The sequence below is a fragment of the Aliiglaciecola sp. CAU 1673 genome, assembly GCF_029223185.1.
Lineage (GTDB): Bacteria > Pseudomonadota > Gammaproteobacteria > Enterobacterales > Alteromonadaceae > Bowmanella.
The window spans coordinates 1-24,606 of the sequence record NZ_JARHUG010000027.1 but is presented as its reverse complement, the minus strand read 5'-3'; the positions used below and the strand labels follow the sequence as shown (position 1 = coordinate 24,606).

24 protein-coding genes are annotated in these 24,606 nt (G+C 51.3%); 15 read left to right on the top strand and 9 right to left on the bottom strand.

Annotated elements, in window-relative coordinates:
* Window positions 1–3 precede the first annotated feature (3 nt).
* On the bottom strand, window positions 4–1,089 hold the full coding sequence (locus P2G88_RS19065; RefSeq protein ID WP_275799108.1) for an efflux RND transporter periplasmic adaptor subunit: 1,086 nt from the start codon (window positions 1,087–1,089) through the stop codon (window positions 4–6).
* A gap of 171 nt (window positions 1,090–1,260) precedes the next feature.
* Here P2G88_RS19065 and P2G88_RS19060 point away from each other — a divergent pair, with 171 nt between their 5' ends.
* From P2G88_RS19060 to P2G88_RS19025, 8 genes are all read left to right on the top strand, one after another.
* On the top strand, window positions 1,261–2,538 hold the full coding sequence (locus P2G88_RS19060) for a hypothetical protein (protein WP_275799105.1): 1,278 nt from the start codon (window positions 1,261–1,263) through the stop codon (window positions 2,536–2,538).
* 496 nt (window positions 2,539–3,034) lie between these two features.
* A complete protein-coding gene (locus tag P2G88_RS19055) occupies window positions 3,035–4,003 on the top strand; it encodes a histidine kinase (protein ID WP_275799102.1) in 969 nt (322 codons plus the stop codon).
* Window positions 4,000–4,767 (top strand): LytTR family DNA-binding domain-containing protein, encoded by a 768-nt coding sequence (locus P2G88_RS19050; protein ID WP_275799099.1) that lies wholly within the window; start codon window positions 4,000–4,002, stop codon window positions 4,765–4,767. The genes P2G88_RS19055 and P2G88_RS19050 overlap by 4 nt, the downstream gene beginning before the upstream one ends.
* 117 nt (window positions 4,768–4,884) lie before the next feature.
* Window positions 4,885–5,622 carry a hypothetical protein gene (locus P2G88_RS19045; RefSeq protein ID WP_275799096.1) on the top strand — a complete coding sequence of 246 codons (738 nt, stop codon included), beginning with the start codon at window positions 4,885–4,887 and terminating at the stop codon, window positions 5,620–5,622.
* Window positions 5,623–5,732: 110 nt separating this feature from the next.
* Entirely contained in the window at window positions 5,733–6,137 is a 405-nt protein-coding gene (locus tag P2G88_RS19040; RefSeq protein WP_275799093.1) for a nuclear transport factor 2 family protein, read from the top strand.
* A 232-nt stretch (window positions 6,138–6,369) separates the two neighbouring features.
* Entirely contained in the window at window positions 6,370–7,227 is an 858-nt protein-coding gene (locus P2G88_RS19035) for an alpha/beta fold hydrolase (protein ID WP_275799090.1), read from the top strand.
* Window positions 7,224–7,838: a TetR/AcrR family transcriptional regulator gene (locus P2G88_RS19030; protein ID WP_275799087.1), complete on the top strand. Its 615-nt coding sequence runs from the start codon at window positions 7,224–7,226 to the stop codon at window positions 7,836–7,838. Before P2G88_RS19035 ends, P2G88_RS19030 begins: the two co-directional genes overlap by 4 nt.
* A gap of 84 nt (window positions 7,839–7,922) precedes the next feature.
* Window positions 7,923–8,387, top strand: a complete 465-nt coding sequence (locus P2G88_RS19025) for a nuclear transport factor 2 family protein (protein ID WP_275799084.1) — start codon at window positions 7,923–7,925, stop codon at window positions 8,385–8,387.
* An 89-nt stretch (window positions 8,388–8,476) separates the two neighbouring features.
* Here P2G88_RS19025 and P2G88_RS19020 read toward each other — a convergent pair whose 3' ends face one another.
* From P2G88_RS19020 to P2G88_RS18985, 8 genes are all read right to left on the bottom strand, one after another.
* Window positions 8,477–9,445, bottom strand: coding sequence for a calcium/sodium antiporter (locus P2G88_RS19020; RefSeq protein ID WP_275799082.1), 969 nt, complete (start codon window positions 9,443–9,445; stop codon window positions 8,477–8,479).
* A 499-nt stretch (window positions 9,446–9,944) separates the two neighbouring features.
* On the bottom strand, window positions 9,945–10,697 hold the full coding sequence (locus tag P2G88_RS19015; protein WP_275799079.1) for a PEP-CTERM sorting domain-containing protein: 753 nt from the start codon (window positions 10,695–10,697) through the stop codon (window positions 9,945–9,947).
* Between the two features lie 113 nt (window positions 10,698–10,810).
* Window positions 10,811–13,030 carry a hypothetical protein gene (locus P2G88_RS19010; protein ID WP_275799076.1) on the bottom strand — a complete coding sequence of 740 codons (2,220 nt, stop codon included), beginning with the start codon at window positions 13,028–13,030 and terminating at the stop codon, window positions 10,811–10,813.
* Entirely contained in the window at window positions 13,020–13,394 is a 375-nt protein-coding gene (locus tag P2G88_RS19005; protein WP_275799073.1) for a DUF3617 family protein, read from the bottom strand. The genes P2G88_RS19010 and P2G88_RS19005 overlap by 11 nt, the downstream gene beginning before the upstream one ends.
* Before the next feature lie 64 nt (window positions 13,395–13,458).
* Entirely contained in the window at window positions 13,459–14,373 is a 915-nt protein-coding gene (locus tag P2G88_RS19000; RefSeq protein WP_275799069.1) for an OmpA family protein, read from the bottom strand.
* The gene (locus tag P2G88_RS18995; protein ID WP_275799066.1) at window positions 14,370–15,455 is read right to left on the bottom strand and encodes a hypothetical protein; all 1,086 of its coding nucleotides are present in this window, start codon (window positions 15,453–15,455) and stop codon (window positions 14,370–14,372) included. Before P2G88_RS18995 ends, P2G88_RS19000 begins: the two co-directional genes overlap by 4 nt.
* Window positions 15,452–15,940, bottom strand: coding sequence for a c-type cytochrome (locus P2G88_RS18990; RefSeq protein WP_275799062.1), 489 nt, complete (start codon window positions 15,938–15,940; stop codon window positions 15,452–15,454). Before P2G88_RS18990 ends, P2G88_RS18995 begins: the two co-directional genes overlap by 4 nt.
* Window positions 15,941–15,943: 3 nt before the next feature.
* Window positions 15,944–16,651: a hypothetical protein gene (locus tag P2G88_RS18985; protein ID WP_275799059.1), complete on the bottom strand. Its 708-nt coding sequence runs from the start codon at window positions 16,649–16,651 to the stop codon at window positions 15,944–15,946.
* 88 nt (window positions 16,652–16,739) lie between these two features.
* On the opposite strand from P2G88_RS18985, the gene P2G88_RS18980 reads away from it, so the two are divergent.
* From P2G88_RS18980 to P2G88_RS18950, 7 genes are all read left to right on the top strand, one after another.
* Window positions 16,740–17,261, top strand: coding sequence for a hypothetical protein (locus tag P2G88_RS18980; RefSeq protein ID WP_275799057.1), 522 nt, complete (start codon window positions 16,740–16,742; stop codon window positions 17,259–17,261).
* Complete coding sequence (locus tag P2G88_RS18975; protein ID WP_275799055.1) at window positions 17,258–18,577, top strand: pyridoxamine 5'-phosphate oxidase family protein; 1,320 nt, start codon at window positions 17,258–17,260, stop codon at window positions 18,575–18,577. The genes P2G88_RS18980 and P2G88_RS18975 overlap by 4 nt, the downstream gene beginning before the upstream one ends.
* Before the next feature lie 130 nt (window positions 18,578–18,707).
* Window positions 18,708–19,307 carry a response regulator transcription factor gene (locus tag P2G88_RS18970; RefSeq protein WP_275799053.1) on the top strand — a complete coding sequence of 200 codons (600 nt, stop codon included), beginning with the start codon at window positions 18,708–18,710 and terminating at the stop codon, window positions 19,305–19,307.
* A complete protein-coding gene (locus tag P2G88_RS18965) occupies window positions 19,304–21,052 on the top strand; it encodes a hybrid sensor histidine kinase/response regulator (RefSeq protein ID WP_275799051.1) in 1,749 nt (582 codons plus the stop codon). Before P2G88_RS18970 ends, P2G88_RS18965 begins: the two co-directional genes overlap by 4 nt.
* 103 nt (window positions 21,053–21,155) lie before the next feature.
* The gene (locus tag P2G88_RS18960) at window positions 21,156–22,466 is read left to right on the top strand and encodes a hypothetical protein (RefSeq protein WP_275799049.1); all 1,311 of its coding nucleotides are present in this window, start codon (window positions 21,156–21,158) and stop codon (window positions 22,464–22,466) included.
* A 63-nt stretch (window positions 22,467–22,529) separates the two neighbouring features.
* Window positions 22,530–23,111 carry a hypothetical protein gene (locus P2G88_RS18955; protein ID WP_275799047.1) on the top strand — a complete coding sequence of 194 codons (582 nt, stop codon included), beginning with the start codon at window positions 22,530–22,532 and terminating at the stop codon, window positions 23,109–23,111.
* A 329-nt stretch (window positions 23,112–23,440) separates the two neighbouring features.
* Entirely contained in the window at window positions 23,441–24,481 is a 1,041-nt protein-coding gene (locus tag P2G88_RS18950; protein ID WP_275799045.1) for a PEP-CTERM sorting domain-containing protein, read from the top strand.
* Window positions 24,482–24,606: the final 125 nt, after the last annotated feature.

Below are 24,606 nucleotides of genomic sequence, written 5' to 3'. Positions count from 1 at the left end.
CTCCTACTTGCTCTGCTTAAACTGCTGCTGTTTGTAGACAGCGGCGGCGGCAAGGGGATCCAACGCCACTTCATCACCTACTTCCAGGCCGGCCGTCACCACCACAGCGCCCTCCTGCGGCATTTTGCCCAGGCGCACATAACGAAACTCAAGCTGGCCGTCCTGGGTAAAGCGATAGACAGCATTCACCTCGCCGCGACGGGCAATGGCCTCAACGGGTAGCACCAGCTGCTCTTCCATGCCCACGGCAAAAGCCACTTTTACCAGGGTGCCGGGAAACAGGCCGGTGGCGGTGCTGCCTTTGGGCAGCTCCAACAGGGTTTCCACCGTATGGGTGACGGCATCCGCCGAGGGGGCAATACGCAAATTTTCGGCGGCGATAACAGAGCCGCTATCCAACACTACTTTGGCTTGTTTGTGCTGACGCAAGGGGCCTATATGATGCTGCGGTACACTCACCCGTATGCGCAGATCTTCCAGCGAAATCCCTTCCAGCAGGGGCGTGCCAGGTGCCACTGTCGCCCCCACGTCTACCAGACGGCGCACCAGAATGCCGCTATAAGGCGCAACCACCTGGGTATAGCTTAATCGCTGATTGGCATCGGCCAGGGCAGCCTTGGCCGACTCCACTCTGGCTGCGGCACTTTTCTGGGCGGCCTTAGTTTTATCCAGCTCGGCCTGGGATACCGCCCCGCGGGCAAAGACTTCCTGAATGCGCTGCAGCTGCTGATCCACTTCGGCAAATTGGGCCTGGGCCTCGGTTAATTGCGCCTGGGCCACCTCCACCGCCGTTTGCTGCTCACTGTCGGTAATGCGCACAATCACCGAACCCTGGGTAACATAATCGCCCACATCGAAAGGCAAAGCGGTGACCCGGCCGCTGGTCTGGGATGACACCACCGCACGATTCACTGCTTCCACCAGCCCATCAAGTTCAATATCGCGGCTGACCGGAGACAGCTCAACGGCCACCCGCTGCAAGGCCTCAATACCGGGCGAGGTGACCGGCGGCACAGTGGATGGCGGCTGGCCACAGGCCATCAGGCCAAATAACAGAACCGTGGGCAGCAGACGCAGCTTATTCTTCATCGGTCTTCCTCTAAGTAATTGTTTCTCTGTAAAAAGAAGCTACCTGAATAAAGCCAATTCTAGGCGAGGAATCCAGTGTTCTGACAAAAAAACAGCGCTTGCGATCATATCCATTATCTATAGTCTGCAAGTGAAGAGGTTAAATAGGCTCCATAAACAAGGAGAGGCAATATGCGCGTTTGTCTGGCGGCCACAGGCCAAGTAATTTTGCTGGGGTTGTTGTTGCTGCCGTCGGCATTTGTTCCGTCCGCGCAGGCAGAACAAACACTGCAAGACAAGATTGCCGGTATTGCCGCACAGAATACCCTGCCGGTTCATCGGACAGACGGCCGCTTTCAGGGGCCGGGCTGGGATTACTTGCTGGCCGAGGGACAAGCCGCGCAATTCCTTTTATTGGGTGAAGAGCATGGTATCGCCGAAAACCCGGCGTTTGCCTCTGCCTTATTCAAGGCCCTTATTCCAGCCGGTTACCAACACTTTGCGGTGGAAGTCTCCCCGCCACTGGCCGAACTGTTAGATAAAAATGCCTTAAGGGGGCTGCCCGCTATTCAGCAACAATACCAACAAGGCGCTACACAAACGGCGTTTTTTAATATGCGCGAAGAGGCACAGATGCTGGTTGATGTGCGCCAGTCACTGCCGTCGCAAAAGCAGGTTATCTGGGGGCTGGATTATGAAGTACTGGGGGATCGTTACCTGATCAGTCGCCTGGCACAGATGGAAAAGCCGCAGGCCGCCGAGCAAGCCATGCAACAGTTGCAACAAGCCTCAGAACAGTCCTGGCGCAAATATACAGAAACCCGCAATCCACAATATATTTTCAGCTTTGGCGGCGATCCTGCCCTGGTACAGGCAGTCAGGTCGGCCTGGCCACAAGCACAAGACAACGCTCTGGCATTGCTACATACCCTGGAAGAAACCTTTGCCGTTAACCAGTTGTGGATGAGCGGCCAGGGTTGGGCGTCCAATGAGCGGCGGGTCAGTTTGATTAAACAGCACTTTCTGAAGTATTGGCACGAACAAAAGCGACAGGGACAAGCGCCCAAGGTACTTTTTAAGTTTGGCTCCACCCATATGATCCGCGGATTGAGCATGACCAGGGTGTTCGACCTGGGCAATATGCTGCCCGAAATTGCCGCCCTGGAAGACGGTAAAAGCTTTCACTTGCTGGTTTTACCCGGGGTGGATTCGGCCACCGCCAATTTCGATCCCACCAGCATGAGCTACAAAGCCAGCACACCTAAAGACGGCTATGCAAAAGGCCTGGAACTGCTAACGCAACATGCCCTGCCCGATACCTTTACCCTGATCAAGCTTGCGCCTGTACGGCCACTTTTGGGGCGCTACCGACAAGAGCTACCCGACAAGCTACAGCAGGTGGTACATGGCTTTGATGCCATCTTGATCATGTCGGGTTCAACGCCGTCATCCAATTTGCTGGATGAATAGGGTAGCCATTTTTATTGGCTGGCTAACATGGCCTTGATGGCATCATTAAGACCAGGGTGAAGAAAACCAGGCGCTATGAACCCGACATTAGAGCCAGCTCATAGCCAAGATAAGAATCAACCTTTAGCACGAAAGCGAGGAAAAAAGACGCAAGTGAGATGCTCACTTGCGCTCCCAATAGCGGGTGTAGCAACAAGTCTGGAAAGGGCCAGGATTCCAAGAGAACCATACTGTCGCCCTTTTCCAGCGAAGAGTTGTACCAGTGCTTATCCACCAATGCTGTACACAATTCTTATCACTTCGTAACAACCTAGCACTGCTTTGCAGAGCAGACTTTGTCTTACCGACACTTTTCTAGTTAACGCTATGCTTGATTGATGCTCAGAGGCCGAATGCGTAGCATGTCAATTAGGCACCTTGTGTAACCGAGGAATAAATTCTGCTTAGGCACCGGATTCTGATTTTCGCGCATCTGATATTTTGGCTGCTTTACGCATTGTTCGAGCATGTCAGTCATTTGCTATACGGTGATAACCATTGGCAGGGCGCCCTGTTTGGTCCTCTGTTTGCCATGGCATTTACCGGCATGATGGCCCTTTATTATGAGCGCTCCAGCGAACGTCCTGTTATTGAGCGTGTGGCCGTGTTGTTAGTGCTTGGCCTGATCACCCTGCTTTTCTGGCACAACCTCACCCGGGTGCTGCATTATCAAATTGAACTGGACACTTTACTGCAACAGCCCTGGCTTAAGTGGTTCTCCGGGGGCTCCTATAGCTTTTTACTATTGCTGACCTGGGCAGCATTTTATTTAGGTGCGTTTACCTATCTGGATAAAAAGGCCCAGCAAAAAGAGCTGGAAAACATTAAGCATACCGCCAGGGATGCGCAATTAGCCCAGCTTCGCTATCAGCTTAATCCGCACTTTTTGTTTAATGTGCTCAACTCCATCGATGTGGCCATCCTCGAAAAACATAACGATACCGCCCACCAGATGGTGGTGAAACTAAGCGCCTTTCTCAGAAGTACCCTTGAGCATAAACTCGAGCATAAAATTCAGCTCAAGCAAGAGTTAGACTTGCTGAAAAGCTATGTTGCTATCGAACAGCAGCGCTTCCACCAGCAAATAGACTTCCAACTTGAGGTCGATAACACCTGCTTGCAGGCCTTTGTGCCGCCGTTACTGCTGCAACCCCTGATAGAAAATGCGATTAAATTCAGTTGGCAGTTGGGCAAGGACTGCAGCATTAAGCTAAAGGCCTGTCAGCAAAACGACCAGTTGCTGATAGAGATCGCCAATGCCTTTAGCGAACTGCATCAAGGCAAAAGCCAAGGTACCGGCACCGGCCTTGCCAATGTTAAAGAACGCCTGGCGGTGCTGTATGGCAAAGACGCCGCACTTAAGGTCACCGAACAAGATGGGCTGTTCAGGGTGACTGTCCGCCTGCCCTGGGAAGTAGAAGCATGAGCATCCGCTGCTGGATCATCGACGATGAGCCTGCCGCCCATAAAGGCATAGAAATCGCGCTTAAGAAGCATGACGACTTTGAAATTGTCTTTCATGGCTATGCGGTGGCCGATGCGCTGCCAGCAAACGCGCCCGGGCAGGCCGCACCCAGGCCGGATGTGATATTTCTGGATATCGAGATGCCCGGCCAATCCGGTTTTTCCCTGTTCGAGCAATGGCAGGGCGAACTTCCCCTGATTGTCTTTATAACCGCCTATAACCAACATGCCATCGAGGCCTTTAATAAAGCGGCCCTGGACTATCTGTTAAAGCCCATTGAGCAAGGTCGTTTCGATGAGATGACACAAAGAGTACGTAACCGCCTGCAGGAAAAATCCCTGGTCAGTAAGAAAGAGACCCTGCAGGCACTAATCCAGCAAGTCAGTGCCCAGCAATCACCTCTGGGGTTGAGTGTCAAAACCGATGAGGGTCTGTTCCGGCTTAAGCAAAAAGACATTATTTTGATTGAATCGGTGGGCGATCACCTGGCCATTTACTATGGCGATAAAACGCTGATCACCCGTGATTCCTTTAAGCGCCTGGCCACCGAGCTGGATGCCGACTTTTTCTTCCGCACCCATAAGTCCTTTATGGTCAATATTGCCCATGTGCTGAAATGGGAAAAAGGCCGCTTTGGCGATGGCCAGCTACTGATGAGTAATCAGAAAAGCGTTAAACTCAGCCGCCGCTATAAAGAGGCCATGGACGCACTGAACAAAAGATAAAGCCTGTATAAGGCTGTGCCGCTTACCCCGTATTTGTCGCCGCCTATATCAAAATCCAACCATCCATCATCACCTTGAAGGCATGCTCTTCGTGAACCTGATTAAACGGAGAGCAAGATGAAACACCTATTCAGCAAAAGCCTGATCGCCCTGGCTGCAGGCGCCTACAGCCTGAGCGCCCTGGCCATTCAGCCTTCCCCTTACTACGTGGTGGCCGATGATTATATCGCCCAGCATTTGGTACATGAGCACGAAGCGGCATTGAAAGACTTTAAGCAACAAGCTGACAAAGTGGGCTTTAAAGATCATTGGCTTTTTTATCAGTTTGACGATGGACGCCACGCTGCTTTTAATCCGCAGCAAAGTCATGACTATCAGGCAACGGATGAACAGAACTGGAGCGAAGTGGCCGACAAGTTTGACCCTGAGTTTCTGAAAACTAACGGCCAGGTTTATCGTCGCACCATCAGCAATCAGGACTTTTTGATGATGCGCTATAACGAAGAATTGTCCCTGGAGCCCGATACTGCCCTAGCAGCCCCTCTTTCCCATATGGTGATGGTGGAAATTGATCTGCATATGAACGCCTCTGTGAAGGAGCATCTCAAGGAATGGATTAAGCAGGAAAAGCAGCACAACGACAGGCTGCATTTCTCAGCCTATTCCAAGTCTTACGGTAGCAATTTGCCCACCCTGTATCTGGCATTCCACGCCAGCTCTTTTATCGACTTCTACCAGCGTCTGGAAAAGCGCGGCGTATTCGACCCGGTTCAGTTACTGCCAAACGACTTTAAGGAAGGCATTAAGGCTTACAAGGTCAGCCTGGGTAAGCATGTGCCTGAAATAAGCTACTAACCACATGACCGCCGGTGCACTTTGATTATGGCAACCGGCGGGGTATTCCTGTAATGCAGATGGAAAGCAACATCTTGAAAAATCTATCACTTTTACTTCTCGCAAGCTTAATGACCACTGTCAGTTGGTCAACGGCATATGGCACTGAGTCGTTGGCCAAACCAACTCCATCCTCAGACTTTGAGATGGTGCAACTGGCGATACAAAAATACTTCGATGGCACCTCAAAGGGAACGCCGGAACTGCTCACTGAGGTATTCCATCCCGATCTCAAACTGCAGTTTATTCAGGAAGACAAGCTCGTGACCTGGATGGGAAAAGACTACATTGCCGGATTTGAGACGGGTGTTACCTACAACCGTAAAGGCCGGGTGGTCAGTATAGATATCACCGGCACGGCAGCCATGGTCAAAGCCGAAATTGAAATGAATGACAGTATTTATGTGGACTATCTGCTGCTACTTAAAGCCCAGGGAAAATGGACCATTACCCATAAAACCTTTGCACTGAGATAGTGAGAATATGCGCCGCCACGCCAAGCGCATCTGGGAAAAGCGTTTACGCAACTTGTCCGAGTAGCGACCTACTGATTCCAAGTTTTTCCTGACAAGGGCAGCAGCGCTGCCCTTTTCTTTTATCCCCTCTTCATTAACCAAATTGAATTGAGGTTATTGCCAACTAAATAGCACAACTGTACTATACCCATAATTAGTACAGTCGTACTTTTTGCGTTTTTGGAGAACAGCCATGAAATTTAATTATCTTAATGAGAGTACCAACCCGCTGACGTTGTTACTCAGGGCCATCACCGGTGGCATCAGCCGGCTGTCTCCTCGCCTAAGCGGCTACCTCGGCAGCAAACTACTGATGAGTCCCCACAGCCGTCGCCAATATCGCTTTGACAGCATCACCCCAAGCAACGAAATAATCCTGGATACACGTCTTGGTAAGGTGCATATCAATCTTTTTGGTCAGGGTGAGCGGCTGGCTTTGCTTAGTCATGGCTGGGGCGATAACAGCCGGGTATTCCAGCAATTGATCGGTGCCTTGCTGGCCAAGGGTTACAAGGTGGCCAGCATCGATCATGTGGGCCATGGCAAATCAGAAGGCAAGCGCGCCCATCTGCCGGCCTTTATCGACACCCTCTCTGTGGTGATCCAACACTTCGAAGACCAGTCTCAGCCTGTCGATGCCCTGGTCGGCCATTCCATGAGCGGTATGGCCATGCTTAATCTTCCTTCTTCCATGCTTCAGGGGCGTAAGGTATTTCTGCTCGCGGTGCCGGTAGATTTTTTTACCATTATGTTCAGAAGGGTGGAAAAGGCGGGTATCTCGCCCTTGCTGCTGACCCGGGTGTTGGAATTTGTCACCCGCCAATACGGCCTGACCTGGCAGCAACTGCACAGTGACAACCATAAGGACAAACTGCACGAGGATGTGGTCTTTATCCATGACAAAGACGATAAATATGCGCCTTTCGATGACACCGCCCGCTATGTGGCGCAAAGCCGTGCCCGCTTGCTGGAGACCAAAGGCGCCGGGCATAGTAGAATCCTGGTGGACAATCAGGTCATCGATAACATTATCAGGTCATTACCGGCATGAACAAAGGCGAGCGCACCCGGCAGGAAATCCTTAACCAAGGCATGAAACACAGCAGCCAGTTCGGCCTGGCAGATGTGACCATCGGCACCATTGCCAATCTGTGCGGCCTGTCCCGCACCGGGGTGATCTCGCATTTTGCCAACAAGGAAGATATGCAGGTGGCCATATTGCGTCATGCCGAAAAGCAATTTGTCGACAATGTGCTGCGCCCGGCCAAACATGAGAATGCTCTGGTGCAGTTACAAACCCTGCTTAAGCGCTGGATTGACTGGACCCAGCCGCTGTTTCATAGCGAAAACACCGGCTGCCCCATGGTCAAGGCCATAGTGGAGTTTAAGGACAGACCGGCATCCGAGGTACAAAAAGTCGCCATCGAACAACAGCAAAGTTTCCTGGATTACCTCGCACGCTTATTGGAGCGTGGCAAACAACAGGGCTTGTTCGTCGCCGACCTGCGCAGTGACAGTATGGCCTACGAGATCTACAGCCTCTATCTTGGCCATGCCATCGCCAGTAAAGCCATGACGCCGGACAAGGCCCATGACTTATTCCAGCACAGTATCCAGGGGCTGATTGCCCGCTGCCGGGGTGAAGCACCCGTCCCGGCATAATATTCTTATTTGGTAACAACTTGCCGCTGGCACAAAGCGGCAACTTTGCCATGCTAGGGACATTTACGCCGACGAGCAGACCTTATGCCTGCCATCTATATACTGATAGTTGCCTTCACCGTTTTTCCGGCACTGGCCGAGCCGGTACCGGCTGAGGAAAACGCAGAATCCCTGACAGCGCAAATCCTGGCATTGGACAAACAACTCTTTACTGCATTTAATCAGCGCAACCTGGAAGTGATGAAAGCCATGCTTAGCCAGGATCTGGAGTTTTATCACGATAAAGCGGGGCTCAGCGACTACCAGCAAAACCTGCAGTCCACCATCAACCTGTTTAACAGCGACTCCGACCTCACCCGCGAGCTTTTGCCTGGTAGCACAGAAGTCCATCCCATCCCCGGCTACGGTGCCATCCAAACCGGCCAGCACCGCTTCTGCCATACAGCAGACAACGGCCAGCCGGATTGCGGTACCTTTAAATTCCTGCATATATGGAAAGCGCAGAAGGACCAATGGCAAATCACAAGAGTGGTGAGCTATGACCATTGATGGCGCCTGACTAAAGTCAGGCGCCTTTTTCGCTACCTTTGGTACGCTTGCGAACAGGCCCTGCCGCTCGCAAAGCCAAAGCATCAGGGTCAGACAGCGGTGATGCTGTATATCAAATAGCCTGTATAAGCAGCGTAAGCGCCGACGAGCGACGCCCCTTCCACACGGTTAATACGGCCGGGTTTGCCCAACGCCATCACCAACAAGATGATGGTCAGTCCCAACATCACCAGATAATCACGACTGATCACTTCCGCAGCCAGGCTCGGCATCGGCGCAATTGCACCGGCAATACCCACGACTGCCAGCAAGTTAAACATATTGGAGCCGACGATATTGCCTATGGCGATGTCATGCTCGCCCTTTCTGGCCGCCACGATAGAGGATGCCAACTCCGGTAAAGAGGTGCCCAGGGCGACAATGGTCAGACCGATAATCAGGTCGCTTACGCCAAGGGCCGAGGCAATTTCCACCGCCCCCCACACCAGCAAGCGCGAACTGGCTACCAACAGCACCAGGCCGACAACTAACCACAGCAAGGCGGTTTTCAAGGGCATAGCATGTGCTTGCAACTCAGCCTGCATCTCTGTTTCAAAGGCATCGCCTTTGTTTTTGAGGCCGGAGAAAATGGACCAGCCGACAATCAGGAAGAAGCCGCCAAGCAGCAGGCCGGCGTCCATACTGGTGATGCTGCCGTCCCAGAACAGGAATCCGGCAAAAAGGGAAATCCCCAGCAATATGGGCAATTCCTTGCGGATAATATTGGAGTGCACCGCCATCGGCGCAATCAGCGCAGTCACACCAAGAATAAGGCCGATATTGACGATGTTAGAGCCCAGCGCATTGCCTAATGCCAGGTCTGGGTTATCGTCCATGGCGGCCATGGCTGAAACCACCATCTCAGGTGCCGAGGTACCAAAGCCGACAATCACCATACCAATCAACAGTGGGGGTAGCCCCGCATGTTTGGCGGTGGCAGCGGCGCCGTCGACGAAGCGGTCGGCACTCCAGATCAACAGAGCGAAACCGCCCAGAATGGCTAAGGCTGATAACAGCATAGATCCCCCTTGGTTTGAGAATTAACGTATGGAACACAGCGGCCAAATCCAAACGGTAGACGACTTAAGGCCGGATACCGAATTGGTTCAACCAGTTTAAAAAGCATTGAGAAATGAAAAACGCCGGCTGGAAGGAGCTGCGAGCCTGGCGAAAAACTGAGGGCCTTGGCAAAAGCGGGCCAAATGGCGCAGGCGTTAAATAGGTTGTGGTAACACCACTGCATAGGAAAGTGACCTTGGGGCAGGCATAAAAAAGGCACGAAGCGCGCCTGCCCGACGCTGCGTCATGCCTTAAGTCTTGCCAAAACGGGTGTTTGCGGTCGCCACGGACAATGTGGTCCAGAGACTGTTGACAACCGCCTGTCGCCTGACGGCGAAAGAGGCTACTCCCCCAAGTGTGCGCTGATTATAAAGCGCCCTTCGCCATTTACAATATACCGCCCGGTTCAAGCCCATTTATATTTGCAGTAGGCTCATACTCCGTCGGCCTGATGCCAGTTCAGGAATAATGTTTGTTTAACGAGATCCTTCGCCTGGCTATTCCCATTACCAGGGCACCGGCAAACAGCGCCAAGGTACCTGGCTCTGGCACATCCACCGGCGGTGCTTGCACATCGCCATCGCGCACCGCCCACACATAGCTGGGAGAAGTTTTTGCGCCCAGCATCTGCCGTCCCACCGATTGGTCAAATATCCAGCCTGCCGACAGGTTGGGGGCATAACTTACCCCCGACAGATACTGGTGGCTCATGAGGTTAGCAAAACTGATCACTTCACCGCTAACCGCATCCACGGCCTGGTTTGCAATGGGCCTGTTCCAAGGGGTACGGTGCCATAACGGGTCATAGCTGGTTGCCGTATAACCGCCATGCAATCCCAGGTTTTGATAAAACATATAACCCAGTTCATTGTTTACGCCAAAGCACTCATAACCATGATGAAAATCGCCAACACCGGATACCGACCATTGGGCACTGCAGCTTGAATCGAAGGGATCGACCTTGGCCATCCGCCAGTCAGAGAAACCGCCATATTGCAACTGATCAACCCAGTGTTGGGCATCGGCCCAGGTCATCAACCCATCACTGTCATAACCACTGGTCTTGGCATAGTTGGCATCCTGTAACCAGGTAATGTTGAGCACATCGTCATAGATCATGCCGTTACCACGAGCGATCAGTCCGGCCTCAGCCACGCTTGCCATACCCAAAAAAGATAAGGCTAATATTTTGAATTTAAGTACATTTTTCACTTTTCAGTCTCCATTTCAAACTACCGCACATTGTATTGAGGCGCCCAAAATGGAGATGCTAAATAAATACTAATTTTCCGCGTAAAAGCGGGGAAGAATCTGAAACACCGGGACTAGTGCAAGGTATCCAATCCCTCAACCTTGAGACTCGCCCACACCGGTTCTAGCTGCTCATTAGTGCCAAGGAGCCTGGACAACAGGTCGACGCGCCGATCACTGAGTTCAACCATGTTGAGCAAGGATGTCTGCAACCGCTCCTTTACCTCTGGTATGGTGGCTAACGCCTGCTCTTCCGGCATATTGAACAGCGCTGCGATGTCATCTTTTAACTGATCGACCTTGTGCATTTCTGCCTGCTCACTTTTGAGTAACGCAGTCATCTGTTGCACATTCTGTTGCTGCTGTTTAATAAGGTACTTGGCGCTGGCAGGTTTAGACGGTGAGGCGTCGGCAGGGGCGGCGTCAGAATCTTGCGGATTGACGCTGCGACAACGCTTGAGCAAACGTGCGGTATTTTCCCATTCAATTTCTACTTGGCGAAACTGAACCAACAAGTCTTCTATACGTTCGGAAACGCCCCACATAGTGCCCAGATTCTGGCCCATTTTTTCAGCCGCCATGATGGCTTCGGCATAACTTTTCCCAAGTCCGGCGGCTTCCGGGGAAACAAAGGCCAAGGCCGCCAATGATCCTTTGGCGATAGAGTCATAAGCTTCCTCTCGCGAGGTGCGGTCATGATATAGCTCCCGCGCTGCCTCATATCCCTCCATAACATCCATTGCCGTGTCATAGTATTCGTAGACTTTAGTGCCGAGTTCAATCGCCTCCTGCCGCTGCGCAAGAGATTCAACGGTTCTGAAGGTCTGTTCACTGACCGTCCCCTGAGCAAGATTCTGCTGCATGACTTTCAGTTTTTGTTGCTGGGCCAACGACAGGGTACCAATAATGCTCTCCCCGGCTTTAATGGCCAGATTGATGGTATCGTCCTTAATTTCTTTATCGACCCGTTCAAACTCCTCATCATTAAGCAGTTCCTGAACCTGCTGACTGATAGCATTGTTTCTATCTTTTAGCCTTTCCCTGCGTCTTTCCAAAGTGGCTTCAGTTTCCAAACGGCACATCCTGATAGTGACATCGATGCTGCGGTTTAAGGATTCATCGCACAAGGTATGGGCCTCGACCTTTGTTTTCCCTGGTTTGACGCCTTGAAGCGTCAGGTTGTTGCTACCCGGCGCCAGACTTAACAGCGTGGAGTCTGCGACCTGCCACTTCAACAAGTCCCCGGCGTTGGCGGGTAAGGTGGAAAATGCCACGTTGGTGGGTGCCTCAGGTTTTCCCTGGGCATCGATCAAACCAAGTTCCAGTTCTGTCTGTGCAACCGATTGAAGCGATACTACGGTTGCCGGCTGACTCCATTCTGCCCGCTCTCCATCGAGTTGATAAGTCACGCGAAGGTTGCCGCGCCCCGGCTCAGACCCGGTCACAGTGGTTTTCCCGTCACGGCTTTTTTGTGGTGAAAAACTCAGACCTTTGCCCAACGTACTGTTGAACTCATAGCTACCACCATCAGGCTCACCCTGGGCAACGGCTTGAATCTGTTGCCCCAGGGCCAGGTCGGTGCACTGCGCCATCTTGACGGACAAGGTTTCTGCCTGCTTAAAGCGCAGCTGCAGTGTGCCTTCAATTTGCTGGCCGGCGCAGGCGTAACCTGAAAAAAGCGTCTGATCGGCTCTGAGCCGCCAGGTTTTATTGAAACCCTGCTGTAACTCCTCAAGAGAAACCTGGAATGCGGGTGACAGTTGCAGTGTTCCCTGCCCGGTACTCAGGCCCAGTGCCACCGGCAGCTCCATTGAAGGAAAGAACTCAGACTGCACAGAGCAGGTTGCCAATTGCCCCGCCTGGAACGAAAAAAATGGGTTGCCGTTGGCAAAGGATGCCTGCACTTCCGCCATCCTGGGAATATCGGCCTGCAACTGACCGCGTTGTACTTCCGTCCACTGCTGATCCAGTTTGCTTTGACAGGTTAACGCAGATGCCGACAAGCTGGCTTGCCCACTGCGCGCGTCGGCTTCGTTGTAAAACATACCATCGCCGTTATACAGACGCTCGGCATTATTAGTCTCTCCCTGCACCTTGCCTGACCAGCGATATTGCCAATCCCCGCCGCTGCACTGCCAGTCTGGCTGACCATTTTGCAAGTGCTCCGTACCAGAGCCTGCTAGCGAAAGCGTTACATGCAGGGCATCTTGCTCACTGGAATGCGGGTTGGCCTCTGCCAGTTTCAAAGATGAAAATAAGACCCCAGCCAGCACTAAGGTGTATTTATTCATCATCTTCTTTGCTTGGATCACATTCACCTATCAGGTTGGAATCAAAGTAGATGATCATCTTCCCATAGGCCGTGTCACTGCTGATTTCCCCACGCCAGTATTTGGCACTCTTGCGCTCGTAGAATCCGCTCGTTTTAATATCTTTGCATTGATAAGAAAAACGCATTCGGTCACCGTCCATCAGTTTGGTCGGTGGCTCGCAATCCTCATTGTCATGCTCGCCCGGGATCTCAAAATCAAACTCCTCAGCCCAATCGGATTCCACACAAGATTGCGTGCTTTCCAGGGGCATCTTGCCGAACTGACCGGCCTCAATCACCCCGGTCACTTCCCATAACTGACCTGCCTGGGCGACGGGATTCAACATTAAGACTACTGCTGTACATAAAGGCTTTTTCATCGCACTACCTTCTCTTCTGATCTCAAGCCGGTTAAAGGGTTTGAGAGACTACCCGAACACTCACTCTTCGATTTTTGGCCCGCCCTTCGGGACTATCATTGTCAGCCAGTGGCTGCTGCTCACCATAGCCCTGGCTGGTCAGTTGCTGTGCGGAGATGCCCAATTGCACCAGTGCCGATACCACTGCAGCCGCCCGCCTTTCGGACAACGCCAAGTTGACCTCTTCCGAACCCACCGAATCGGTGTGGCCCTCTATTTCAATCGCCTGCCCGGGGTGTGCCTTTAAGTAGGTGACCAGTTCAAGCAAGGTAGGCTGACTTTCATGACGTAAGGTGGCACTGGCGAAATCAAAATAGAGTCCATAAAGCTGTACTATCTGGTTGCTGCCCAACAACTCGCCAAGGGAGGCCGGTCTTGTACCATCATCAAATGCGGCCATGGCATTCATCTCCGTCCAAACCGGGTGACCGTAGTTGTCGAGAATGACAAGCTTAAGAAAGCGCAGTTGCTGCGGCAGGATCTGTACGCCCTGGCCAGATTTATTTCGCTCAAGCGCAAAGCTGGCCACTCTTTGCAGCTTCTCTTGATCTTCCAACCCAGCCCAGACTTCAACATTGCGTGCAGAAATGCCCGGATAAGCCGCTTCTTCCTGCAAGGCGTTGCTAAATACCAGGGTCGTTACCCACTTAGGTTCGGAAAATTCAATGACTACCCAATGGGGAAAAGGCGCATTGTCGGCGGAGCACCAAACAAAGTTCTCCAGCTCAATACCGGGTTCGGCCAATTGCTGCAAAGAGGGCACCATACTCTCGGCACCCCAACCGCCGTATTCGGAACTGAAACTGGTCACTCTGGCACCGTTTTCCAGGGTCAACAGATTAACCTCGGCATTGGCAACGCTGGGCCAAAGCCAGCCCAATAACATAAGCAGGACAAGGTTCTTCATTTTGATAAAAGCGCCAGATAGGGATTGGGATTGAACTGGTAAAGCCAGGACACCGCCACTGACTTATGCTGCTCTCCTTGCGGCTCAAAAGGAGCCTTGCCATTGACATAGGCGTCAATGACCACCACCTTGACCGCATTGCTATTGGCTCCTTGCTGCCATAAGGCATTATTGACCTGCACCAGTGGTCTCGCTGTTTCTGAGGCCGTTAAGCTAAAGCTGAAGCGATAGGGACTACCGGCGTCCACATCCAGATAAACCGGTAAATGTCGGTTGGCATTGTTTATGCCCGCTTTAAGACGTTGAATTTCAGCCCATTCCCCGGTGTGATCATCCAGCTCTACCCGTGTCGCCTCTTCCATCATTTTTTCAAGCTCTTCAGCCTGCTTGGGATCGCTTCGACGAACTTCATTGATATAGTTTTGCCACTCTCGTTCCTCTTCACTGAGAGTCGTGGCGTCTTCAGACCACTGGTTACGCTCCTGCGACAAATATGACAGCCACCAATCGATATATTCCTCGTAGGTTAGCGGCACAAAGGCTGGCAGGTTGTTGGGGGTCAGAATCACCCAGCGGTCTTGCCAAATTGGGATACCCTGATTGCTCCCCGTGGTTTCGGGTAACAGAATAAAAGGCGGCGCATCCCCGGACAGCGCCCCACCATTGGCTTCAATCACTGAGCGCAAGCTATTGAAGGTCAGTGAAATACTGGCAAAGTGCAGTCTGTCGGCCCATTCCTGCAACTCACACTGGCCTTTCCAGGCCTGCTTATCGTGGAAAAAGAGGCTGGATGAGGCACTCAGTGGTAGTCCCGGGCTATCCGGCTGACCTATATATTGATGCAGTTGAAAGCGCACCGGATTGATACGATTTAAGTGGTCATCCTTGCGCAGCAAATTTTCCGCTGTTTCCAGTGTATGTCGCCACCCGCTGTAGCGGGGAGCGCTGTAATCCTCGCCCGTTCCGGTTTGCGGGTTATGCAGGGTATCCACCCAGCAATCAGCGGCATTGACGGTATTGCAAAGCAATCCCCCCGCCACTAATAACGCTTTGAACGCAAATGACTTTCTGGAGCAGATCACGACTTGGTTGCCTCAGCGCTTTTGGGAACAAAATCAAAATAGGCGGTGTTCGGTGTGACGCCTGGGGGTAAGGCTGCGGGAGCTGCATCGCCTGCGTCACCCAGCGTTCTTAAGTAGTGGTAAATCGACTGGATATCCGCATCTGACATCGCTGCCAGGGACGGCGTTGGCATGGGCGGACGCATAGGACTGCGCATCAGTTCCTGCCATTGCTTCGCACTAAGCTGTGCAGCCCGTTTACGCAAATTGCCCGGATAAGTGGTGCCCCAAGGGCCCATAAAGCCCACGTTGCTGCCTGTGAGCCATTGTTCCTCGGGTAGCCTGCCATTATTTTGTGCATATCCCATGGTATGGCAATCATTGCAGCCACCAACTTGCAGCAAATACTTGCCTCGTTGCGCGTCAGTCATTGGTGTGTCGGCGTTGACAGTTGAACCACACAAAAGCATAAAAGCACCGAATGCATAGGAGATCTTAGAGGCCATGGTTTATTTACTCCCTTCAAGCATTATCCGGCTGTCTTTGGCGTCTGCAGTGCTTGTGTGACAGAGTTTGTGCAGTTCTGTCGCCGGCAGATTAAGGCTGGTATTGATAACGAGGCGGATGAGGGTCTCGGGCGGGAATACCGCGGACAATTCCTGCAACAAGGCGCTGCGTTCCTGATGGGTGCAGGCTGCCAGGATCAGATTCAACGATTGTTCGCTCTGCTGCGGCGTCAGCGAACTGACCAGGCGGTGCTCAATAGCCAGAATCTCTTGGTCGCTCAGATGACGCATCAGGAGGTTGGCATTGTGGGTTTCCTCATCATGCATATGCAGCAGATTTTCAGCTACAAAGAGCGCGAAATTCCGATAAAGGTCGAGAATATCTGAGGCCACCACCTGGCCCACATTGTTGCGGATAGACAATACCTGCCGATGCAGCTTGAGAATGCTTATCTCGTGCTCTTCGTGATCATGCACCGATTGCAACGACAGCGTCGGTTGAAGTTGAAGCAAAATCGGATGGATAAAGGTGTTCTCATGCTCCAGATGTTGCTGACAGAAAACCAGCACCTCAGAGAGTTCTTCCATCACGGTGATAACGGCATGATTGTCCTTGTAATCAAGTGCACCTAAAGCATTCATGCAATGGCACAATTGACGACGAATTCCTTTGTGTATCAGAGTGTAAATATTGTGACGTTGAGCTTGCATATTGGCCGCCTTCAGGTAATGAATATTGCAGTCATATGCTAGCGGTAGCGGTTTTGCCGCGATCCTAAAACTTTACTAATTTTCTGAGGTGTTTTTGCCGGTCTTATGTGAAGGCAGCTCAGCCCAAAGTTGCCAAATATCAGATGCCATCCTTGATCTTATCAACCAGGGTGTTGGCATTTTTGCGGCCTCCAGCAACTCAAACTGTGTTCCTGCACTCAGTTATGTTGTGGGCTGTCGCATACATGAAGGTCGCCAGGCCATCACCTTATTTGTGGATGCGTCAGAAGCTGGTTGTTTGCTTGAAAATGCGAAAAGCTCCGGGCGACTTTCAGCGGTATTTTCTTGCCCATCAACCCATCAAACGATTCAGATTAAAGGTCTGGTGCTTAAAGTCAGTCCTGCGTCTACAGAAGATTTTCGTTATATAGAAGAAACCGTCCAACGCTTCACCAGCGATGTTATGGGTTTGGGATTTTCGAAGGACTACTGTGTGTTTATGAACGCCTACGATGCAAATGCCATCATGGCTTTGACACTTCAACCCCAACATATTTTTGATCAGACCCCCGGAAGTCAGGCCGGCAAACTGATGTCAGGCCAATCATGATGACATTGGAAAGTATCAGGCGCTGTTTTGAAGGGACGATACCCTCTTGCATCGCAACCTGTGGTTTGGATGGCGTGGCCAATGTCAGCTACGTGTCTCAAGCCTATTTTGTTGATTCACAACATATCGCACTGACCTTTCAGTTTTTTAATAAAACCCACAAAAACGTCTGTGAGAATCCTGTGGCCACACTGGTGGTGATCGACCCGATTACGGTGGCCAAGTACCGCTTGTCACTTCGCTACCTGCGCACCGAAACAGAAGGGGCGCTGTTTGAAGGCATGAAAGCCAGGCTCAACAGTATTGCCCACACCACACATATGGAAAATGTGTTTAAGCTGCAAGGTGCAGATATCTATCAGGTTACCCACATAGAGCTAACGTCTAATCAGACGCAGCCGCTACCACCTTTCGAGAACCGATCTTTTTTCCCTGTTCGACAAGCCATGCAAAGCTTGGCACAGGCGAAAAGTATGGAAGAGGTTTTCGAGACCCTGGCCCAAGCGGCGCAGCAGATCACAGCCTGTGCAAATAGTTTGGTGTTGATAAAAGAAGGACCGAAACTCTTCACCATCCATAGCAGTGGCTATGAACATTCCGGGGTGGGCGCTGAAATTCCGATGGGCGTGGGCGTCATTGGCATCGCTGCCCAACAACACTGCCCGATCCGACTGACCCAGCAGACCAGCGAATACAATTATCTGCGGTTTCTGTCTGCGGCAATGGCCAAAGACCAAGTGCCTGCTGATCTGGAAACCAATATCCTTTATCCAGGGTTGGAAAATCCCAAGAGTCAGCTCGCCATTCCTTTTGGTATGAACCCAATTCAGGGAGTGATTTATCTTGAAAGTTCGCAGGAAGGCGCCTTTGATTATCATGACGAAGACGCAATAACCTGCCTGGCCACCTGCGCAGCGCAACAGTTGGAGAGTCTGGCAAGTAATCCCATGCAGTCAACGGATAAAGTGCAAACAGCGCAAGGCTTTTTACACAGTCCAAATAAGCCGGTTAGCATCAAATACCTACCCGATACCCACTGTATCTTTATTGATAACGACTACATCATCAAAGGGGTGGCCGGCGCCATTTTGTGGCGCATCCTGCAGCTTTATCAGACAGATGGCCGCACCCAGTTTAGCAACAAAGAACTACGCAACGACAACGCCATTTTCCTACCGGATATTAAAGACAATTTTGAAACCCGCCTTATCCTGCTGCGCAGGCGACTGCAGGAAAAAGGCAACGGTATCCGTCTGATTCCAACAGGCAGAGGCAAATTTGAGTTACGCTGCCCAACCGAGTTAGCCCTTAGCTGACAATGCCGTTGGAGCGGCCTTTTCTCTACAACTAGCTGTGATAGATACAATTTTTGACGGTAACGTGGGTAAAATTTCATCCTCGGGTTAAGATAGGCGAAACATAAAATAGCGTCCCGGAAACCGACCTATGCGAATTGTGATTGCCGATGATCACCAGCTGTTTCGTGAAGGCTTGCGACTGATTTTGAGCAATGAGCCCACCTGGCAGGTAATCGCCGAAGTGGACAATGCCCAGGACCTGATGAGCACGGTTCAGGCACAGCAACCCAACCTGGTGATGTTGGACTACCAAATGCCCGGCGGCGGCTCCCTTTCGGCCTTGGAATATATCAAAAAACGCTACCCCGAGATTAAGGTCATTGTCTTGACCGGCGTGCAATCCCGGACATTGTTTATGCAAATGATCGCCTGTCAGGCAGACGGCGTGTTGTTAAAAGAAGTGTCCGCCGGGGAGTTGGTCAAGGCCGTACAAGGTGTGTTGGCAGGTAAAAAAGTCACCTCGGCCGGGGTAGCCAACGAACTGGGCAGCCATGCCCCTGATCTCACCGCCAGGGAATTTCAGGTGCTGGATTTGGTCCTGGCCGGGCTTAACAGCAATGCCATCGCCGAGCGCCTGAGCCTGTCGAGCAAAACGGTGGAAAACCACCGCTACAGCCTGATGCAGAAACTGGGGGTGAAAAACACCGTTGAGCTGATGCGCTACGCCAGCCGCCATGGACTGCTGTGAACGCCTTACTGCGTACCCTCTTTGCCAATAGCGCCCAGCCGGATCCTATTATGGAATCCAGGCTGGATGTGCTGATCAAGCAAACCAATTTATCCGGTGCGGTCAGCTTTGGCGCCGCCATTATTCTGATGGTGCTACTGCAAAACCAAGTCAATACAACGGCGTTATTGCTATGGGTAGCAACCTTCGCTTTGATCCCTCTTTTCCGGGTCCTGTTTGTTTACCGGTCTATTCAGCAACGCCGAGCCCAAGGGGAAAAGCGCTATCGGCTTTATCATGCTCTGATCGTCTTTTTCCTGTCTTTGTCGGGCTCCACCTGGGGCATTGGCGTCTATGCCTTTTTACCGGAGCCGGGCGCCACAGAGCTCTTTGTTACCTTCTTTATTTTTATCTTTGGTATTACCACTGGCCTGTTGGTAGCCCTAGTGTATTCCCTGTGGGGTTACCTGGTATTTCTGCTGCCGATGATGTTGGGCACAGTCCTGCGGTTATATGAGTTTGAGCAATATCTGCTGCTCACCGGTACAGGCCTGTATAGCCTGTATCTGACCATCACCGCCATGCGCTTATCCAAAGTGGTGACCAATGCCATCAGTATTGATGTGGCCAACGCCAACCTGCTGCAACAAGTGACAGAAGAGAAAATCAAGGCAGAACAGGCCAATGCCGAAAAGTCCCGCTTTTTGGCCGCCGCCAGTCATGACTTGCGCCAACCCCTAAATGCCATCGGCTTATTTATTCAGGCCCTCAGTCAGCGCTTAACCGACAAGCAGCACCAGGATATTTTATCGCCCCTGCGCCAGTCATTTACCGCCCTAAAAGGCCTGCTGGATACCTTACTCGATCTATCCCGGCTGGACTCGGGCGATCTGGAACTGGACTGGCAGTCGGTGCCGCTGGACAGCGTTATGTTGCCGCTGTTGGATGAATTTAAGGTCAAAGCGGAGCACAAAGGCCTGAGCATAGAGTACCCATCGAGCGCTGTCGTCGTGCGGACCGACCCCATGGTGCTGGCCCGTTTACTGCGCAACTTACTCGACAATGCCGTCAAATATACTCATGAGGGTGGCATCAGCATCCAAATATCCCGCCAGCAAGATCAGCTGCGGCTATCCATACAGGACTCAGGGATAGGTATTCCCCGTGAGGAGCTTGGCAAGATTTTTAATGAGTACCATCAGATTGCCAACAAGCGCCGCGACGCCAGAAAAGGCATCGGCCTGGGATTGTCCATCGTACAAAAGCTGGCCCATCTGCTGGGTAGCGAAGTGGAAGTGGAATCCGAGCCTGGTAAGGGCTCAACCTTTTCCCTGACCTTACCGGTGGTGGAATCGGTGATTGTTGTGGAGGAAGCACCTCGTATTCAGGGCAGCCGCTTGTTCGGCGTCAGGGTGCTTATCATCGATGACGATCCAAACAGCCTGGCGGCCCTGCGCCTGGTGCTGGAAGGACAACAATGCCATGTTATCTGTGCCCAGAATGATGAGCAGGCACTAAGCAGCCTGGAGCAACAACGACCGGATATTATTCTGTGTGACTATCGCTTGATGGACGATAAAACCGGTGTGGAGCTCATCGCACAGCTGCGCCAGGCGCTGGACGAGCCGGTAAAAGCCATCATATTAACCGGCGATACCGACCCCGAAATCATCCAACAAATCCATGCACAGCAATTGCCTTTGCTAAACAAACCCGTCGATCTCGACGCACTGGAACAGCTTATCTTCGATCTATTGTCGGAATAAGTTTCACCTCAGCCAGCAAAAATAGGGGTTTTCACCCAAGCGTCGGACGCAAGGTTCTGGTGCAATCTGCCTTGTTCAGATTCTTCATGTTTAAGAGGCAGTTATGAATAAACTCGGACTCTGTCTGGCCACAGCCACGACTATTTTTACACTACTTAACTCGCAACAGGCTGCTGCCAGTGGCACAACCGATATTGGCGTTAAACTGGCTGAGAAAGTCGCTGGGCTAATACTGGGGGATGCATTCGAATCGATTTTTGGCGGTGCGGATCCTGCTGCAACGCCTCAACAAGTGCAAAACATCGTAGATGAGGGCTTTAATCAGGCTGCCTTAGATCAAATAGAAGTGAGCATCGGCGACGTTTTTAATGGGATTAACACCTACAACCCTCAATCAAACTATTCAACGAACAAAAACAAAATCGATAAAATCGTCGACGACTCAGGCACAGTGCAAAACCAAGTGCGCACCCACATGAACCACAATAACTTTGTGGCTTTGCTAAAAACCTATACCACAGCGGCAACCTTACGCCTTGGCTTCTTGTCAGAGCGCCGCCGTTATATCCAGGAAGTAGGTCAGGCAGAAATCGACAACCTGAGTGCGGCTGATGCGGCGACCAAAGGCCAGGAAATGGCCGCCAAATTGGCAGCAGAGCTACAAGAAGAAAACAATATTCTTGCTACCATCGCCCTGGAGGGAGTAACCGATCTGGCAAACTTCTTCTATGAAGATTTCTACGAAAAAGGCCCGGGTACTCAAGGCTGTATTTACAAGTATCCTGAAACACCATGGGTTGCGCCCAACTATGTTGCACCAAGCAACGCAGATTTCGTGGGACAAGATCGTTCAACGGTTACCTGTCGTAAATATGGTCCAATGGGAGAAATGGGAGCAACCGGGCCGGTGCCAGTTGATCTTGCCAGTACTACAACATGGCAATCTACTGACGTTATGCCGGTTCATATAAATGATCTCTGGGCATTTTCGATCAAAAAATGGAGCAACAACCCTGGTCCACACATCTATGACTACCATATGCTGGTGGTCAAAGGCGAAGACCTGGCCCGCTATGTGAGAAATTTAAACTCCATTACCAAGTATCCAAACTGGTTCGGCGATGTGGAAACTCAGGCCATCACCTGGATTGATATTATCGCCTCCAATGGTAACAGCGACCAGTTAAGCTCTGCCCTGAAAAAAGCCACCGAACTTGGTGTTGAGCGCAGCAAACTGACCGCTCGCTACAAAGCCAGGCACCCTGCTGTGGTAGCCACATTTGAACAGTGGTTCCAGGGTAAACTCTCTACCTGGGGATTATCCAGTGACCATGCCCCTACCCGAATCAGCTTTGATCCGAAAGTTTTCTATCCGACCGACGCGCCCTCCTGGTTAGCGGACGCCATGCAATAACAGGTTATTTGGAACAGATACCGGCACTGCTTGAGTGCCGGCTTTTCTCGTATTGAGGTTGCCATGAAGTATTTAATTGTCTGCGTTACTGTGCTTGTCCTGTTAAGCGGCTGTACATCCCTGGAATACCCCGAGCCTAAGCAAAGCACATTAGACAATAACCATGTTCTGACCACCACCTCCGGTCAGGGGCAAATCTATGTGATGCAACGGGACAATAACCATTATCTGTGCTCGTTGCCGCAGCCGGATGCCGCTTTTGATCAAAAAGACGGGGGCAATATTGATGTGTCCCTGATCAGTACCGGGGGTGAAAAAGGGGCCAGCACCGATGAAGATTCAGAAGAAGTGGAATTGGCGGGCAGAACCCCCACGGTACTCATGACCCGGGAGTTGTTTTTTCGTGCCTGTGAGTTTTCTTCTAACTATCAACTGAGCAAAGACGAAGCCAAAGCCCTGTATATGAAAACCCTCGACGGGGTGTTAGCCAATTGGGCCATCGAAGCAGGCCACACCACAGTCACCATTGGCGATACCGTTGATAATAAAGCCGCCATCTCCAATCAAAAAACAGAGCAAAGTTCAACAACGCTGCCGACGACCGACACCAGTAAAACAACCACTACCGGTATCCAAAGTTACTAACTTAGCGCCAGGCGCTTGTATCTTACTAGAGGTTTAAGCGCTGACTCTGCTCATTTGCCCCCTGATTGAATGTTTTTTAGCCTGAACAGCCAAAATAGGGGTTTTCACCCAAGCCTGAATCGCCCGGATTTGCTGTAATACAGCCTAATAGACTTTTGCATGTCGGCGGTTGTTTAGCCGGGATAGGATGTCAGAGGCAAGAAAGTGGACAAATTCCCGTCCATCAGGAACCAGTATTCCTGCCTCTTCATCAATATAAAACTGTCGGGTTCCCATTCGAATACGGCGCAGCAAAGTAGTGGTTTAACGGGTTTTTAGGAGTAAACATTTTGCAAAAACGTATTTTATCTATTGGCATACTCGCCAGCGCAATGTTGATGTCAACCGCCCAGGCCGGTTTGGTGCAACTGGAATTTAACCATACTACGACCCCTTACGGACAGGCTAACTATATCAATGTGTTAAAGGATCTGACCTTCACCCAGACGCACCTGCTGAATTACGGTGAAGGCTTTGGCTACAACGATTTTCGACTGGATATTCGTTTTTCAGATTTCAACTACCTGTTTGAACCCTCCAACGGCGCGCTGTGGCATAGCTGGGAGGATCCTTTTCAGGTAAATTCCACCTTTAGCGTGGATTTTGATGACGCAAGTAATCAGGAAAAGTTCTATCAAACCGTCGCTAACCGGGATTTTTACCAACAAGCAACGGTTATGATGCTAGAAACTAGGATAGCTGACGGGTTTTCTGGCCCACTGTTTAATTTCTATGACCGTAACAACAGCCTCGTATCGGAGCCGGATAAAAGCCTCAGCGATATCGCGCCAATGGCTGCCCCTTCAGGCAATCACCTGGCAATAGGTCTGCAAGGTGAGTTTTATAACAAATCCGAATTTGATGCTGGTATATTCTACAGCGAATTGATACGGATTCCCTTTGAGAGTTTCTTTCTGGATACTTACCAAGGTTTCGCACCTGGCCTAACAGACCCGACCCAAGCCGAGGTGGATCAATATGTGGCGGACAATTTTGTCTCTGCCATTAACTGGAGCTTTTCCTTCAACCGCTCTTTCAATAGCCTGGACAGCGATTACCAGGGCTATTATGTGGATGCCAAGATAAATTTTGAGTATGCCCCCAGCGCCGAGCCTTTTGTAAAAGACATTTTCAACAAGGAAACAGAAACACTGTTGCGCGCGATTGAATACATCCCAAGACCTTTAATTTACCTGGATGAAGCCAATACTTTTTATGAGTTTGTGGCGGCTAAGGCCGTTGAGCCAACAGATGTACCGGAGCCAGGCTCAGCCATCCTGGCGCTGCTCGGCCTGGCCGCTTTGGCAAGTCGTAGACGTCGCAACGCCTGACACTAGCGAATCCCCTCATAAAACAAAGCAGATTCAATAAGATAGACACGCATGGTGCTAAATGATCTAATTCATTTCGCCAAAAACCAACTAGAAATCAACACCATGCGTGATATTGCTATCTT